General features: G+C 69.2%; 13 protein-coding genes. 12 read left to right on the top strand and 1 reads right to left on the bottom strand.

Annotation, left to right across the window (positions count from 1 at the left end; translation table 11 throughout):
• Nucleotides 1–106 precede the first annotated feature (106 nt).
• The 9 genes from HCH03_RS04905 to queD all read left to right on the top strand — a co-directional run bounded on the left by HCH03_RS04905 (nucleotide 107) and on the right by queD (nucleotide 8,747).
• A complete protein-coding gene (locus HCH03_RS04905) occupies nucleotides 107–841 on the top strand; it encodes an ABC transporter ATP-binding protein (protein ID WP_221688593.1) in 735 nt (244 codons plus the stop codon).
• Nucleotides 838–2,178, top strand: a complete 1,341-nt coding sequence (locus tag HCH03_RS04900) for an FtsX-like permease family protein (protein WP_221688592.1) — start codon at nucleotides 838–840, stop codon at nucleotides 2,176–2,178. The genes HCH03_RS04905 and HCH03_RS04900 overlap by 4 nt, the downstream gene beginning before the upstream one ends.
• Before the next feature lie 5 nt (nucleotides 2,179–2,183).
• Nucleotides 2,184–2,873, top strand: coding sequence for a putative ABC transporter permease (locus tag HCH03_RS04895; RefSeq protein ID WP_368042421.1), 690 nt, complete (start codon nucleotides 2,184–2,186; stop codon nucleotides 2,871–2,873).
• Between the two features lie 919 nt (nucleotides 2,874–3,792).
• Nucleotides 3,793–4,500 carry a ribulose-phosphate 3-epimerase gene (rpe, locus tag HCH03_RS04890; RefSeq protein ID WP_221688590.1) on the top strand — a complete coding sequence of 236 codons (708 nt, stop codon included), beginning with the start codon at nucleotides 3,793–3,795 and terminating at the stop codon, nucleotides 4,498–4,500.
• Between the two features lie 5 nt (nucleotides 4,501–4,505).
• A complete protein-coding gene (locus HCH03_RS04885; RefSeq protein WP_221688589.1) occupies nucleotides 4,506–5,714 on the top strand; it encodes a cysteine desulfurase family protein in 1,209 nt (402 codons plus the stop codon).
• 4 nt (nucleotides 5,715–5,718) lie between these two features.
• On the top strand, nucleotides 5,719–6,534 hold the full coding sequence (locus HCH03_RS04880; protein WP_221688588.1) for a histidinol-phosphatase HisJ family protein: 816 nt from the start codon (nucleotides 5,719–5,721) through the stop codon (nucleotides 6,532–6,534).
• Between the two features lie 40 nt (nucleotides 6,535–6,574).
• Entirely contained in the window at nucleotides 6,575–7,471 is an 897-nt protein-coding gene (locus tag HCH03_RS04875) for a Nif3-like dinuclear metal center hexameric protein (protein WP_185906145.1), read from the top strand.
• 55 nt (nucleotides 7,472–7,526) lie between these two features.
• The gene (locus HCH03_RS04870; protein WP_080142858.1) at nucleotides 7,527–8,246 is read left to right on the top strand and encodes a zinc ribbon domain-containing protein; all 720 of its coding nucleotides are present in this window, start codon (nucleotides 7,527–7,529) and stop codon (nucleotides 8,244–8,246) included.
• Nucleotides 8,247–8,261: 15 nt separating this feature from the next.
• Complete coding sequence (queD, locus tag HCH03_RS04865) at nucleotides 8,262–8,747, top strand: 6-carboxytetrahydropterin synthase QueD (RefSeq protein WP_221688587.1); 486 nt, start codon at nucleotides 8,262–8,264, stop codon at nucleotides 8,745–8,747.
• A gap of 269 nt (nucleotides 8,748–9,016) precedes the next feature.
• Here queD and rpmB read toward each other — a convergent pair whose 3' ends face one another.
• Nucleotides 9,017–9,208: a 50S ribosomal protein L28 gene (rpmB, locus tag HCH03_RS04860; protein WP_080145143.1), complete on the bottom strand. Its 192-nt coding sequence runs from the start codon at nucleotides 9,206–9,208 to the stop codon at nucleotides 9,017–9,019.
• Between the two features lie 229 nt (nucleotides 9,209–9,437).
• Here rpmB and HCH03_RS04855 point away from each other — a divergent pair, with 229 nt between their 5' ends.
• From HCH03_RS04855 to HCH03_RS04845, 3 genes are all read left to right on the top strand, one after another.
• Nucleotides 9,438–9,785 carry an Asp23/Gls24 family envelope stress response protein gene (locus HCH03_RS04855; protein ID WP_080142859.1) on the top strand — a complete coding sequence of 116 codons (348 nt, stop codon included), beginning with the start codon at nucleotides 9,438–9,440 and terminating at the stop codon, nucleotides 9,783–9,785.
• Between the two features lie 105 nt (nucleotides 9,786–9,890).
• Nucleotides 9,891–11,522 carry a DAK2 domain-containing protein gene (locus tag HCH03_RS04850; RefSeq protein WP_221688586.1) on the top strand — a complete coding sequence of 544 codons (1,632 nt, stop codon included), beginning with the start codon at nucleotides 9,891–9,893 and terminating at the stop codon, nucleotides 11,520–11,522.
• Nucleotides 11,515–13,710: an ATP-dependent DNA helicase RecG gene (locus tag HCH03_RS04845; protein WP_221688585.1), complete on the top strand. Its 2,196-nt coding sequence runs from the start codon at nucleotides 11,515–11,517 to the stop codon at nucleotides 13,708–13,710. The genes HCH03_RS04850 and HCH03_RS04845 overlap by 8 nt, the downstream gene beginning before the upstream one ends.

The raw sequence follows: 13,710 nt of genomic DNA, 5'->3' as shown, positions 1-13,710 counted from the left end.
GCGTCCCGCAGGATGACGAATATCGGCAAACAAACGATTCAAGCAAAAAGCAAAAAGCGCATCGGTTCGATGCGAAGGCGTCCCGTTGTCTTTTTTAGGAGGATCCATGGGTTCCACGATAGTCGCATGCGAGGTCAGGAAGTCGTTTGGCACGGGGAGGGGGAGCAAGCGGCGCACCGTCGACGTCCTGCGCGGCGTGAGCCTTGCCGTCGAGGCGGGCGAGATGGTGGGCATCGTGGGGCCGAGCGGTTCGGGCAAATCGACGCTTTTGCACTGTCTCTCCGGGTTGGAAGAGGCTGACTCCGGCTCCATCCAGCTGATGGGGCGGCAGCTGGTTCGCGCGCGCCGCAGCTCCCTGTTCAAGACGCGCCGCGAGCACGTGGGCTTCATCTTCCAGGCGTACAACCTCATCCCCTCGCTCTCCGCCGGGGAGAACGTGGCGCTGCCCGCGCGCCTGGCGGGCCGTCCGCTCACGAAGGCGCAGGTTGGCGAAGCGCTGGAAAGCGTCGGATTGGGCGGGCGCGAGAAGAGCCGTCCCGGCGATATGTCGGGCGGTGAGCAGCAGCGCGTGGCCGTGGCCCGTGTGCTCGCCAGCAGACCGGACATCGTGTTCGCCGACGAGCCCACCGGCGCGCTCGACTCCAAGAACGGCCGCGAGGTGCTGGGCATGCTGCGCGGGATCGCCGACGGTTCGCAGCGCTCGGTGGTGATGGTGACCCACGACTTGGAGGCCGCTTCGCTGGCCGACCGCGTGCTGGTGCTTCGCGACGGTCTGATCGCGCGGGAGTTGGGGCGCTCGACGGCGGCCCAGATCCTCGAGGCGTTGGGGGAGGCGGCATGATGCGCTTGGTGTTCTCGGATTTGCGCGACCATGCCGCCACGTGGATCGGGGCCCTCGCCGTGGCCGTGGCATGCGGCTGCATCGGCGGATGGGTGGTGTCGCTGCAGGCAACGGCGGGTTTCAGCACGGGTGCGCTGCAGAAGTTCTTGCAGAACGCGGCGTCCTCGGTGCTCCTGTTCTCGCTGATCGCGGCCGTGGCGGTGCTCGTGTCGGCCGCCAATCTGACGGTTTCCGCACAGCGGCGATCCTACGCGCTCTGGCAGCTGGCGAACGTAAGGCCGGCTCTGGTGAGCGCAGTGGTGCTCGTCCAGCTGGGGGTGGTCGCGGTGCTGGGCGCCGCGTGCGGCACGCTGCTCGCGGCGGCCACGTTCGAGCCCCTGTTTCCCTTGGTGCTCGGCTCGCGCGAGGCGCTCGCCCAGGCGGTGCCCGTTGCCGACATGGCGCGTATGCCTGCGGTCTGGGTCGTGACGGCGGCGGTGTTTTTGTGCGGGGGGCTGAAAGGCGCTCGCAGCGCGGGCAGGACGCCGCCTTTGACCGCGCTGCGCGAGCCGGAGCCAAAGCGCGCGAGGGTGACGTGGCTGCGCGCCCTGCTGTTCGCGGGGATGCTCGCCTGCACCTGCTGGGCGTCCTTGGCCCTGACCGAATCGCCGGACGTCGCCATGAGTTGGTCGGTGTTCGTGCCCATCCTCATGGTGGCGACGTTGGTCCCCCTCGCTCCTCTCGTCTTCCCGGCGCTGCTGGGCGCTTGGACGTCGATGGTCCCGCAGGGCCGTGGGAGCGCCTGGTACCTCGCGAGGCGCATTGCGCGCCATGCCCTTTCCTCGAGCACGTCGATCGAGACCCCTCTCATGGTGGGTTTCGGGTTGGTCGCGGGCCTGTTCTCGGCCATGGCCTGCTCGGTTGACTATTTGGAACGCCAAGGCGTTGCCGACATCAGCACGATCGGTTGGGCCGAGTCCTTCATCATGCTGGGCGGCCCGGTGCTCTTGTGCGCTGTCGGCGCGGCGGTGAGCGTGGTGATGTCGTCGAGGTCGCGCACGCGCGACGTCGCCCTCCTCGTCGCGGCCGGCGCCAGGCCCGCGACGCTCATGGCCGCAGCCGGATGCGAGGCGCTCGTCCATGCGGTCACGGCGACTTTAGCGGGCATGGCGTGCGCGGTCGCCTCGACCGCCGTCGTCGCCAACGCGTTCGGCGTGCCGCTGCTCGGCAACCTGGCGTTCGGCGAGGGCCTCGTCGTCTCGCTCGCGGGTTTCGTGCTCGTGCTGGCCGCCACCCTCGTGCCCACGTGGGCCGCCCTCAACCGAGAGGCCGCGGTCGTCCTCTCGGTGGGGGAGTGATCCCCGTGCAAGACACCCTCCCTTCGAGCATCGCCGCGAGCCAAGGTCGCTCCGCCGCCCTTTCGAGCGTTCGAGACACCCGCCCGCGAAGCCCCCTCGCCCTTCCAGGCGCGAGCGCGACGCGCCTCGGCCGTGCGGGCACATGGGCGTTCTGGCGCAACCTCGCCCTGTGCTTCTGCGTGTTCAGCGTGGTGGGACACTGGCTGGAGATAGGCTACTGCACGCTCGTGCGCCTCGGCCTCCTCCCCGGCACCTACGATCCCGCCTCGCAGGTGTGGGCCGGCTGGCTCGACCCCTTCTGCGTGTACGGCTTCGGCGCGGTGGCCTGCGTGCTGCTGCTCCGCCCCCTCAAGGCCCGCCTGCAACGGCGCCTTCCCGGCGGCATCGCGCCTTTGGCGGCGAGCTTTGGGGTGAACATGCTCGTATGCGTGGGCATCGAGCTTGCCAACGGGCTTTTGTTCAACCAGCCGCTCGCCGACGGCTCGCTGCCCCTGTGGGACTACCGCGATCTGCCCTGCAACTTCCAGGGGCAGGTCTGCTTGCAGACCGCGCTCGCGTTCGGCATCGTGTCCACGTTCTTGACCTGGGTTGTCTTTCCGCGCCTCGAGACGCTTTTTGCCCGCGTGCCGCGCCGCGCGCTGGATGCCGCCTTCGCGGTGGTCGTCGCGTGGTTCAGCCTCCTGCTCGCCCTGTAGCTCGTGCCAAAGGGGCTTCGGCTGGCGATGCGATCCGCCTCGTCCGAGAGCCAAGCGGTCGCCGCCCGCGTGCGCGTTTCCCGCGTTTCGCGCCGGGTTGGAACGTCTCGTGCCAGACGGGCGCTTGAAGTTGCGGAACCGCCGTCGCGCGGGACACCATGCGCCTATTCTTTAGACGCGACCTTGCTCGCCGCTCGCGCACTCGCCGCACTCGCTGCGCTCGCGGGTCTCGCCCTTGCGGGTCTTGCCCTTGCGTCCGCCTCCCGTGTCGCACCCGCAAATAGCATACACTAGGAGGAGGTATCCTGGCCCCGATCCACTGTCGTCGGGGCGCTTCCTTTTCGTGCGCTCCGCCTTGCGGCGCGGTGCACGAAAATCACCGATCTCCCCCTGCTTGGCCTCCCGAAGGCCGGGCTCCGCTTGTTTCCGATCGCTGCTGTTCGACGTTTTCCCAGGTCGCGCGTAAAGCGCGCGCCTGTTCGGCCTCGCTTGGGACCTGTCGGAGGGGGAGATCGGTGATTTTTGTGCAATCCAGCGTTCGGAGCGCGTTCTCGGCGGTTTGGGGCCACCCGGAAACGCGGCGTCGAGGCCCATACGCGCCGAGGTGTCGAAAACCCCCGGCCTCGGCGAAAGTGGGATGCCGGTTCGCTGCGGCATGCAGGCTTTTCGAAGCATGTGCCCAAGTCGGGATTCCGCGCACGCCCCTAGTCGTAGCCGTCGCATTTTTCCAAACGCGCGGATCGCGGGTTGAAGCAAGCGGCATCGAGCGCGAAGGGGGCCGTCTCCGCTCGCGCTTTCGCCGGCCGTCCGCGTGTGGTTTTCTTCGCCTCCCCGCGCCGGGCGGGCAGGGGCGCGGGGCGTTGCGCTAGAATGGAGGTCTACCCGTACGACCAGCAGTGCCCGGATAAGGAGTGCCCCCATGTTCGAACCGGTGAAGATAGCGCCGTCCATCCTGTCGGCCGATTTCATGAACCTCGGGCGCGACGTCGCCCTCATCGAGGAGGCGGGCGCCGGTTACGTGCACGTCGACGTCATGGACGGGCATTTCGTGCCGAACCTCACCATGGGCGTGCCCGTGGTGAAGCAGCTGAAGAAGACCACGTCGCTGCCGCTCGACGTGCATCTCATGATATCCAACCCGCTCGAGCAGCTCCCCTGGTTCCTGGACGCGGGGGCCGATTCCGTCACCGTGCACGCCGAGGTGTTGGATGCCGACGGGCTCGCCCGCGCCGTGGCCTGCATCCACGCGGCCGGCGCCAAGGCCGCCGTGAGCCTCAAGCCGCGCACGCCGGCCGGAGCGCTGGCGCCCGTCATCGCCGATGTCGACATGGTGCTGGTCATGAGCGTCGAACCCGGCTTCTCCGGGCAGAGCTATATCGAGGGCAGCGAGGACAAGGTGGCGCGCGTGGTTGCCATGGCGGCCTCCGTGGGCGCGTCTCCGCTCGTCCAGGTCGACGGCGGCATCGGCGCGGCCACGGCTCCGCTCGTGGCCGCGGCGGGCGCCGACGTGCTCGTGTGCGGCAACGCCGTGTTCGCGGCCGACGATCCCGCCCGCGCCCTCGCCGAGGTCGCCGCGGCGGCCGACGAGGCCCGGCTGGCCGCGCTCGCCGCGCGGAAGGAGGCGTAAAAGGCATGCCCGCTTCCGTCAGCGAAGACTACGTGTACTTGGACTGGGCCGCCACGGCGCCGCTCGCCGAAGAGGCGGCGCGCGCCATGGAACCCTACCAGGTTCCCGGCCGCGCCAACCTGGGCGTCGGAGGCAACGCGAACTCCCTGCACGCGCCCGGCAGGGCCGCGTTCGCCGCGCTCGAGGAAGCGCGCCGTTCCATCGCGCGCGATCTGGGCGCGTCGCGCCCCGACGAGATCGTGTTCACGTCGGGCGCGACCGAGGCCGACAACGAGGCGCTCTTCGGCATCGCGCACGCGGCCGCGGCCGAGCGCCGGCGGCGCGGCGCGGGCGACTTCGTCCCGCACGTCGTGACCACGGCCGTGGAGCACGACGCCGTGCTCGCGCCGGCCAAGCGTTTGGAGGCGCAGGGCTTCCGCGTGACCCGCCTGGCGCCGAACCGCCAGGGCTTCATCGAGGAGCGCGCGCTCGAGGACGTCGTGGGCCCGGATACGGTGCTCGTGTCGGTGCAGGCCGCGAACAGCGAGGTGGGGAGCGTCCAGCCCGTCGCCGAGCTCGCGCGCGTCGCGCACAGCGCGGGTGCGCTCTTCCACACCGATGCGGTGCAGGCGCTCGGCAAGGTGCCGATCGACCTGGGGGCGCTCGACGTGGACGCCGCGTCGTTCTCGGCCCACAAGGTGGGCGGCCCCAAGGGCGTAGGCGCGCTGTACCTGAAGGCGCGCACCCCCTACGAGGCCTACCTTCTGGGCGGCGGCCAGGAATCGGGGCGGCGCAGCGGCACGCAGAACGTGGCCGGCGCCGTGGGCTTCGCGGCCGCGTGCCATGCCGCGTGCGAAATGCGGGGGCTCGAGGCGGCGCGCCAGCGCGCGCTGCGCGACAGGCTTTACGCCGGGTTGGCGGCGTTCGACGCCGTCGAGGCCACGGTGCACGTGGAGGCTGGAAGCGAGGACTTCCTTCCGAACATCGTGCACGTCTTGGTGGGCGGGCTCGAGAGCGAGACGCTCATCCTGCGCTTCGACATGCGGGGTTTCGGCGTGTCGGGCGGTTCGGCCTGCTCGTCGCATTCGCTCGAGCCCAGCCACGTGCTGCACGCGTTGGGCATCGACGACGACCGCGCCCACGGCGCGCTGCGCATATCCATGGGGCGCTCTACGACCGAAGCCGACGTCGACGCCTTCCTCGAGGCCGTCGCCGGCGTGCTGGATTGGAGCTAGCAGTATGGAATTGGTAACCACGCACACGCACACCTCGTTTTGCGGGCACGGCGAGGGAACGGTGGAGGAGCTGGTGTGCGCCGCCGAGGCGGCCGGCGTCACCACCATCGCCGTGACCGAGCACTACCCGCTCTCGAAGGCGTTCGATCCGGTGGACTACCTGGCCATGCCGGCCGAGCGCGTGGGGGAGTACCTGGCCGCGCTCGACGAGGCGCGCGCGGGCCATCCCGGCATCGAGATCATCGCGGGATGCGAGCTGGATTGGCTCGGCGCCGACGAGGACCGCTCCATCGCCGACGCCGATCTGGAGCCGTTCAAGCTCGTGCTCGGCTCGGTGCACTTCGTGGACGCGTGGCCCTTCGACGATCCCGGGCAGCGCGACCGCTGGGACGAGCCGGGCGCCGCCGACGTCATTTGGACGCGCTACTTCGACCTGTGGTGCGACGCCGTGTCGTCGAGCCGCCCGTTCCACGTCATGTCCCATCCCGACCTGGCCAAGAAGTTCGCCTACTACCCGTCCTTCGACGTGCAGCCGCTCTACGAGCGCGCGGCCGAGGCGTGCGCCGCCTCGGGCCGCATGGTGGAGGTGAACACCTCGGGATCGTACTACGCGTGTCGGGAGATGTTCCCCGCGCCGGCGCTGCTGCGGGAGTTTTGCCGTGCGGGCGTGCCGTGCACCGTGGGCACCGACGCCCACACGCCCGCGCACGTCGTGCGCGACGTGGAGGCCGCGTACCGGCTCATGTACGAATGCGGTTATCGAACGGTAACGGTTCCGACGGCCGATGGCGGCCGCAGAGAGATTACCATCGAACCATAGGCGAAAAGCCCACCCGTTCGCAGGAAAGAGGTTGATCGACATGGCTGGAACGAAGAAAGAGAAAGCGAAGGGGGGCCTGGCGCAGCGCGCGTCGGGGCCGCTCTCCAAGCAGATAACCACCATCACCGTGGGCGCGCTGGAACGCGCGCTGCTCAAGGAGTTCCCGGCGGCCGACGCCGAGGCGTGGGACCGCACCGGCATGGTCGTGGGCGATCCGGCGCGCCTCGTGGAGGGCGTCGCCGTGGCGCTCGATCCCACGGTGGAGGCCGTGGAGGAGGCCGCGTCGATGGGCGCGAACGTGCTCGTCACGCACCATCCCGCCTTCCTCGAGCCGCCGGAGGCGTTCTCTCCGGCCTCGTCGGTGGCGGCGAACCCCGGCGCGCTCGTGTGGGCGGCCGTGGCGCGCGGCGTGGCGCTGCTGTCCTACCATACGGCGCTCGACGTGAGCGCGAGCGCCCAGCGGGTGCTGCCGGGCATGCTCAACCTGCAGTTCAAGAGCGTGGCGGTTCCGTTGGCTTCCTCGAAGCGCAAAGGCTACGGCCAGCTCTGCGCCGTGAAGGCCGGCGACGGGCCGCTCACGCTGGGGCAGCTGGCCGCGCGCTGCACGTCGGTGTTCGCGCGCCAGCCGCGCGTGTGGGGCGACTTCTCCCGCGAGCTCGACCGCGTGGTCACCGCCACGGGCTCGGCGGGCGACGTGGCCCAAGCGGCCCTGCGCGACCAGGCGGACTGCCTGGTGTGCGGCGAGATAAAGTACCACGACGCGTTGGCGCTGTCCCAAGCGGGGCTCGCCGTCGTGGAGTTGGGACACGATACGAGCGAGCTTCCGCTGGCGGCCGTGCTGGCCGCGGCGGTCGAGGGCGCGGGGGTGCCCGGAGAGCTCGTCACCATGCTCGACCAGGGAGACAACTGGTCGTATCCGGAGACGACGCGCGTCTAGGCGCGCGTCGAGGGGAAGGCGCGAAAGCGCGCGAGAGACTAAGAGAAGGAAGCACATGCGAGCAACTACCGATGACCTGACCAACCTGCTGAGGATGCAGCAGATCGACCTCGATCTCCTCAAAGCCAAGAAGAAGCTCGAGGAGCTGCCCCAGCGCGCGACCATCCTCGCCGCCCGCCAGAAGAAGCGCGCCATCGAGCAGAAGCGCGATCAGGTCGGCGAGTTGCGCGCGAAGGCCGAGGCTAAAGCGTCCAAGCTCGAGGGCGAGGACGCCGACCTGGCCGAGAAGCAGCGGCGCGTGCAAGAGGCCATCGACGGCTCCCGCGGCGACTACCGCAACGTGGAGGCCCACACCAAGGAGCTCAACGGCTTCGCCAAGCGACGCAACACGCTGGAGGAGGAGCTCACGAAGCTGGGCGAGGAGCTGGCGAAGATACAGGGCGTGCAGGACCAGGTGTCGCGCGCGCTGGCCGAGATCGAGAAGCAGGAGAAGGCGGCCATCGCGTCGTTCCAACAGGAGGGCGGCGCGCTGCAGGCCGATATCGGCCGCATGACCGCGAACCGCGAGACCCTGTCCGCCGAGCTGTCCGACGAGCTGCGCGACGCCTACGACCGCACGGCCGCGCGCACGGGCGGCGTGGCCGTGGGCCTTCTCACCGAGGGCCGCTGCGGCGTGTGCCGCACCGTCATCGACGGAGGCAGGCTCATCGACCTGAAGGCGGAGGCGCCGCTCGGCACGTGCCCGCATTGCAAGCGCCTGCTGGTGGTGATGTAGATGAAAGGATCTGCGGTGGAAGGCGGAATCATGGACGGCGAGGACGCGGCCGACGAGCGCGCCGTGCGCAAGAACGAGCCCTACGAGGGCCCCGGAAAGCTTTCGGGCAGCATGCACCTGCACGTGGGCGGCGGCCACTACGAGCTCACGGTGAAGGACCACTTCGACGCGGCCCACGCGCTGCCGGGCTACGACGGCCCGTGCCAGTACCTGCACGGACACACCTGGGACGTGGAGATCACCATCGCGGGCCAGCATCTGGACGAAGTGGGCATGCTCTACGACTTCAAGGACGTCAAGGGCGCCTTGCACGGCGTGCTGGAGAACTTCGACCACCGCTGCCTGAACGACGTGCCGCCCTTCGACGAGATCAACCCCACGGCCGAGCATCTGGCCCGCGTGGTGTTCTACGAGCTGGAGAAGACGTTTCCCGCGCATATCTCGCTGAAGGAAGTGGCGGTGTGGGAGAGCCCCATAGCGAAGGTGACGTACCGCCCGTAGGACCCCTTTTTGTCATCCTGAGCGGAGCGCCGAAGGCGCGGAGTCGAAGGATCTTCGACGACGAACGCCTTCCGTTTGCCGTCGAAGATCCTTCGACTCGGCTTCGCGGGAGCTTCCTGCGCCCGCCTCGCATGCTCGGAAGCTCGGCGGCCCAAAGGGCGCCGAGCGCTTCGTTTGCCCGCGCGCAAAAGACGGCTGACGCGCCGTCTCTCCAACGCAAAAAAGCCCGCGTTCGCGGGCTTTCGCTTGCAGGGTGGGAAACGAACCTGTTAGGCGCGCTCGACCTTGCCGGCCTTCATGCACTTCGTGCACACGTTGGCCTTGCGGACGTGGCCTTCCTTGTCCTTGATCGTGATCTTCTGCACGTTGGGACGGAACACGCGGTTCGTCACGCGGTGCGAGTGGCTGACGTTGCGCCCTGCGACCGGGTGCTTACCGCAAACTTCGCAAACTTTAGACATCGTTATCACTCCAGGTTCGTTTGTTTCCGCACGGCTGAAAAACCGTTGATGACAAAAAAGCCCTCATACTATAGCACATAAAACGAATGCCTTACAAGAATTTTTCGTGTAGTATGGACGGCGTTGCGAGCAGGTGCGACGCACACTGATTCGCCCTTGCGGTATACTTCGTCCATAGTCAGGCTCACATCCGCGCGAACCCGCGCTCGCGCTTCGAAAGGAAACAGCCATGAGCACTACGATTCCCGGCAACTTGCACGTTGCCAACGACGTACTGGCCGATCTGGTCGGCAACGCGGCGCTCGAATGCTACGGCGTCGTCGGCATGGCCGCGCCGTCCGCGGCGGACGGCATCGCGAAGATCCTGCCCGCCTCGCGCTTGCGTCGCGGCGTCGTGGTCGACACGACGGACGCGGGCGTGCACGTGCAGCTCTACGTGGTGATAGAGTACGGAACGAACATCAACACCGTGTCCCAGAACCTGGTGGACCAGGTGACGTTCGCCTTGAAGGAGTACGCGCGCGTTCCCATCGACGGGGTCGAGGTGCACGTGCAGGGCGTCAAGGTGCGCAAGTAGGCGCGAAGAGAAGCGAAAAAGACGAGCCCCGCGCTCCGCGGGCGGACCGCCAAGGCGGCGGCCGCGCGGCGCGGGGCTTACCGCCGAGAGAGAGACAGACCCACCATGCCAGAATCCTATACCGCGAACGACCTGCTCAACGCCATAGCCGCCGCGAGCAAGACGCTGAGCGAGCGCAAGGACGAGATCAACCGCCTGAACGTGTTCCCCGTGCCCGACGGCGACACGGGCACCAACATGTCGCTCACGTTGGAAACCGTCGTCGAGAACCTGGCGCAGCTGCCCATCGGCGCCGCCGGCGCCGACATCCGCCGCGCCATCACCACGGGTGCCCTCATGGGCGCGCGCGGCAACTCGGGCGTCATCACCTCGCAGATCCTGCGCGGATTGTGCGAGGGCAGCGTCGGGCACGAGGCCGTGGACGCCGACAGCATCGACTCCGCGTTCTCCCACGCCGTCGACGTGGCGTTCCAGGCCGTGCGCAAGCCGGTCGAGGGTACCATCCTCACCGTGCTCAAGGACAGCGCCGCCGCCGCGAAGCACGCGCGCAAGAAGAAGTTCTCCACCGACGAGGCGCTCGAGGCCGTGGTGGCCGAGGCCTACGCCTCGGTGCAGCGCACGCCCGATTTGCTGCCCGTGCTCAAGGACAACGGCGTGGTGGACGCGGGCGGTTACGGCCTGGCCATCTTCTTCGACGCGTTCGCCGCGGCGCTCACCGGCAAGGAGGGCCCGCTGGGAGACGAGCTGGCCTTCGCGCGCGGAGCGGCCCCGAAGGTGGAGATCGAGCAGATCAACGACTGGGAAGGCTCGGCCTTCCGCTACTGCACCGAGTTTTTGGTGAACTCCGACACGCTGGACGCGGAGGAGGGCCTGGACTTCCTGGGCACCATGGGCGACTGCGAGCTGCTCGTGGGCCAGAACCCCAACTTCAAGGTGCACGTGCACACGAACACGCCCGACAAGGTGCTGGCCTACATGCTGGAGCGCGGCCAGATAGCCGAGGTGCACATCCACAACATGCAGCTGCAGAGCGCCGCGCGCACCGACGCGCTGGCGGCCGAGGAGGAGGCGGCGCGCAAGCCCATCGGATTCGTGGCCGTGGCCGCGGGCGAGGGCAACGCGAAGATCCTCAAGAGCCTGGGCGTGGACGTGGTGGTGTCGGGCGGGCAGACCATGAACCCGTCGACGAAGGATCTGCTGGACGCCGCGAACGAGGTGAACGCGGACGCCGTCGTCATCCTGCCCAACAACAAGAACATCATCATGGCCGCGCAGAGCGCGTGCGAGCTGTCCGAGAAGCCGTGCGCCGTCGTGCCCACCACGAGCGTGCCGCAGGCGTTCTCCGCGCTGTTCGGATTCGACGAGGACGCGAGCCTCGAGGAGAACGTGGAGGCCATGACCGAGGCCTACGCCGACGTGCGCACCGGCGAGGTGACGCGCGCCATCAAGGACGCGAAGGACGCGCACGACAACCCCATACGCGAAGGCGACGTCATCGGCATCGCCGACGGATCCATCGAGGCCGTGGGGTCGGGCGTGGAAGACGTGGTCATGGACCTGCTCGCGCGCATGGACGCCGAGGACGCCGACACGCTCACGCTGCTGGCGGGCGAGGATCTGGACGACGCGGCCCTCGACGCCCTCGTGGCGCGCATCGAGGAGGCGTACGACGAGCTGGAGATCGACGCCCACCGCGGCGACCAGCCCCTGTACCCCGTGGTCATGTCGGTTGAATAGCGACGCACCTGACAGACTGGCAGCCACGCTCGCGCTCGACGAATCCGTCGGGCGCGTCCGTTTGGTGAGCCCGGCGCGGGCCCGCGCGCTCGAGGCGCTGGGCGTGCGCACGGTGCGCGACCTGGTGACGCACTTCCCGCGGCGCTACATCGACCTGTCGCGGCGCGAGACGGTGGCCTCGGCGGTCATCGGCGAGCAGTGCACCATCGAGGGCTCCGTGCACGAGATCAAGCTCAAGCGTCCCAAGCCGAAGCTGCCGCTCGTGGAGATCACGCTCGTGGACGGCACGGGCACGCTCATGGTCACGGCGTTTCGCCAACCATGGCTCATGGACCAGCTGAAGGCCGGCATGCGCGTGGCCGTGGCGGGGAAGCTGGAGTTCAACTACGGGTTCAAGCGCATGACGAACCCGTTCATCGAGGCGATCGACGGGGGAGACGGCCAAGCCGCCGGCATGGTCATACCCGTGCATCCCGCCACCGAGAAGCTCTCGTGCGCGTGGGTGCGCCGCCTCGTGGGCAACGGCCTGATCCACGTGGCGGGCCTGTACGATCCGCTGCCGCTCGAGCTGCGCGCGAAGTACCGCCTCATGAGCCGCGGGGCGGCGCTTTCCGCCATCCACTTCCCCCGCAGCATGGACGAGGCGGCCGAGGCGCGTCGGCGCCTGGTGTACGAGGAGCTGCTGTTTCTGGAACTCATGCTCATGGAGGAGGGGCGCGCGCGCGCGGAAGGGCGGGAGCCCGTGCGCCACGTGACGGACGGCCCCCACCTGGCCGCGTTCGCCGCGGCGCTGCCCTACGAGCTCACGGGCGAGCAGCAGGCGGCCCGCGACGACATCCTGGCGGCGCTGGCCGCCCCCTCCACGGCGAACCACCTGCTTCTGGGCGACGTGGGAACGGGCAAGACCGTCGTGGCCGCCCACGCGCTGGCCGCCGCCGCCGACTCGGGCGGCCAGGCGCTGCTCATGGCGCCCACCGAGGTTCTCGCGCGCCAGCACGGACAGAACCTGGGCCCCCTGTTCGACGCGGCCGGCGTCACCTGGGAGGTGCTCACCGGGTCCACGCCCGCGGCCGAGCGCGAGGCGGTGCTCGCGCGCGTGGCGGGCGGCACGGTGGACGTGCTCATCGGCACGCACGCGCTGCTCGAGGACGACGTGCGCCCGGCCCGCTGCACGCTCGTGGTCATCGACGAGCAGCAGCGCTTCGGCGTGGACCAACGCGCGAAGCTGCTGGCGAAGGGCGACGCCCCCGACGCGCTCTACCTCACGGCCACGCCCATTCCGCGCTCGCTGGCGTTGGCGCTGTTCGGCAACCTCACGCTCTCCTACATCAAGCATCGCCCGCACGACACGTCGGCGCGCACCACCAAGGTGCTGTCGAAGCAGGATCGCGGCCGCGCCTACGACGCCGCGCTCGCGGCGCTGGCGCGCGGCGAGCAGGTGTACGTGGTGTGCCCGCTCGTGGGCGCGAGCGCGGAGGATCGCGACGCGAAGGCGGGCAAGCGCGCGAGCCGCGAGGGCGACGAGGACGAGTACGTCTACGCCGCCATCAGCATCGAGGACGATGCCGACCTGGACGGCGACAACGTGGCCGCCGCCGAGCGGGAGGCCGCCTTCCTGCAGCAGAAGACGTTCGTCGATTATCGGGTGGAGCTGCTGCACGGCCGGTTGCCCTCCGCCGAGAAGCAGGACGTCATGCAGCGGTTCCGCGCGGGCGAGACGCAGGTGCTCGTGGCCACGACGGTCATCGAGGTGGGCGTGGACGTGCCGAACGCCACGGTCATGATCGTGGAGGACGCCGACCGCTTCGGCCTCTCGCAGCTCCACCAGCTGCGCGGGCGCGTGGGGCGCGGCGATAAGCCCGGCGAGGTGTATCTGGTGAGCGCGTCGAAGACCGACGCCGCGCTGCGCCGCCTGGCGGCCATGGAGACCACCGACGACGGCTACGAGCTGGCGGCCTACGACCTGTCGCTGCGCCGCGAGGGCGACATCCTGGGCAACCGCCAGCACGGCGCCTCGGCGCTCAAGCTAGTGAACGTGGTGCGCGACGGCAAGGTGATCGAGGCGGCGCACGCCGACGCGCGGGCGCTGCTGGAGGAGGACCCGCGGCTCGAGGCGCCCGCGCACCGCGCGCTCGCGCGGGAGGCGCGGCTCGCGTTCAAGCGCGCCGGAGAGGTGCAGGGAGGCTGA

This window comes from Gordonibacter massiliensis (ex Traore et al. 2017), assembly GCF_019731765.1.
GTDB classification, from domain to species: domain Bacteria; phylum Actinomycetota; class Coriobacteriia; order Coriobacteriales; family Eggerthellaceae; genus Gordonibacter; species Gordonibacter massiliensis.
Note: the sequence above shows the minus strand (reverse complement) of the source record. Positions and strands in the feature narration are given on the sequence as shown.

Bases quoted from the DNA above. Each gene is read 5' to 3' on its own strand.
- HCH03_RS04855 (WP_080142859.1), top strand. From the start codon at position 9,438: ATGAGCACTACGATTCCCGGCAACTTGCACGTTGCCAACGACGTACTG.
- HCH03_RS04850 (WP_221688586.1), top strand. From the start codon at position 9,891: ATGCCAGAATCCTATACCGCGAACGACCTGCTCAACGCCATAGCCGCC.
- HCH03_RS04870 (WP_080142858.1), top strand. From the start codon at position 7,527: ATGCGAGCAACTACCGATGACCTGACCAACCTGCTGAGGATGCAGCAG.
- rpmB (WP_080145143.1), bottom strand. From the start codon at position 9,208: ATGTCTAAAGTTTGCGAAGTTTGCGGTAAGCACCCGGTCGCAGGGCGC.
- HCH03_RS04885 (WP_221688589.1), top strand. From the start codon at position 4,506: ATGCCCGCTTCCGTCAGCGAAGACTACGTGTACTTGGACTGGGCCGCC.
- HCH03_RS04875 (WP_185906145.1), top strand. From the start codon at position 6,575: ATGGCTGGAACGAAGAAAGAGAAAGCGAAGGGGGGCCTGGCGCAGCGC.
- HCH03_RS04880 (WP_221688588.1), top strand. From the start codon at position 5,719: ATGGAATTGGTAACCACGCACACGCACACCTCGTTTTGCGGGCACGGC.
- HCH03_RS04905 (WP_221688593.1), top strand. From the start codon at position 107: ATGGGTTCCACGATAGTCGCATGCGAGGTCAGGAAGTCGTTTGGCACG.
- HCH03_RS04900 (WP_221688592.1), top strand. From the start codon at position 838: ATGATGCGCTTGGTGTTCTCGGATTTGCGCGACCATGCCGCCACGTGG.
- rpe (WP_221688590.1), top strand. From the start codon at position 3,793: ATGTTCGAACCGGTGAAGATAGCGCCGTCCATCCTGTCGGCCGATTTC.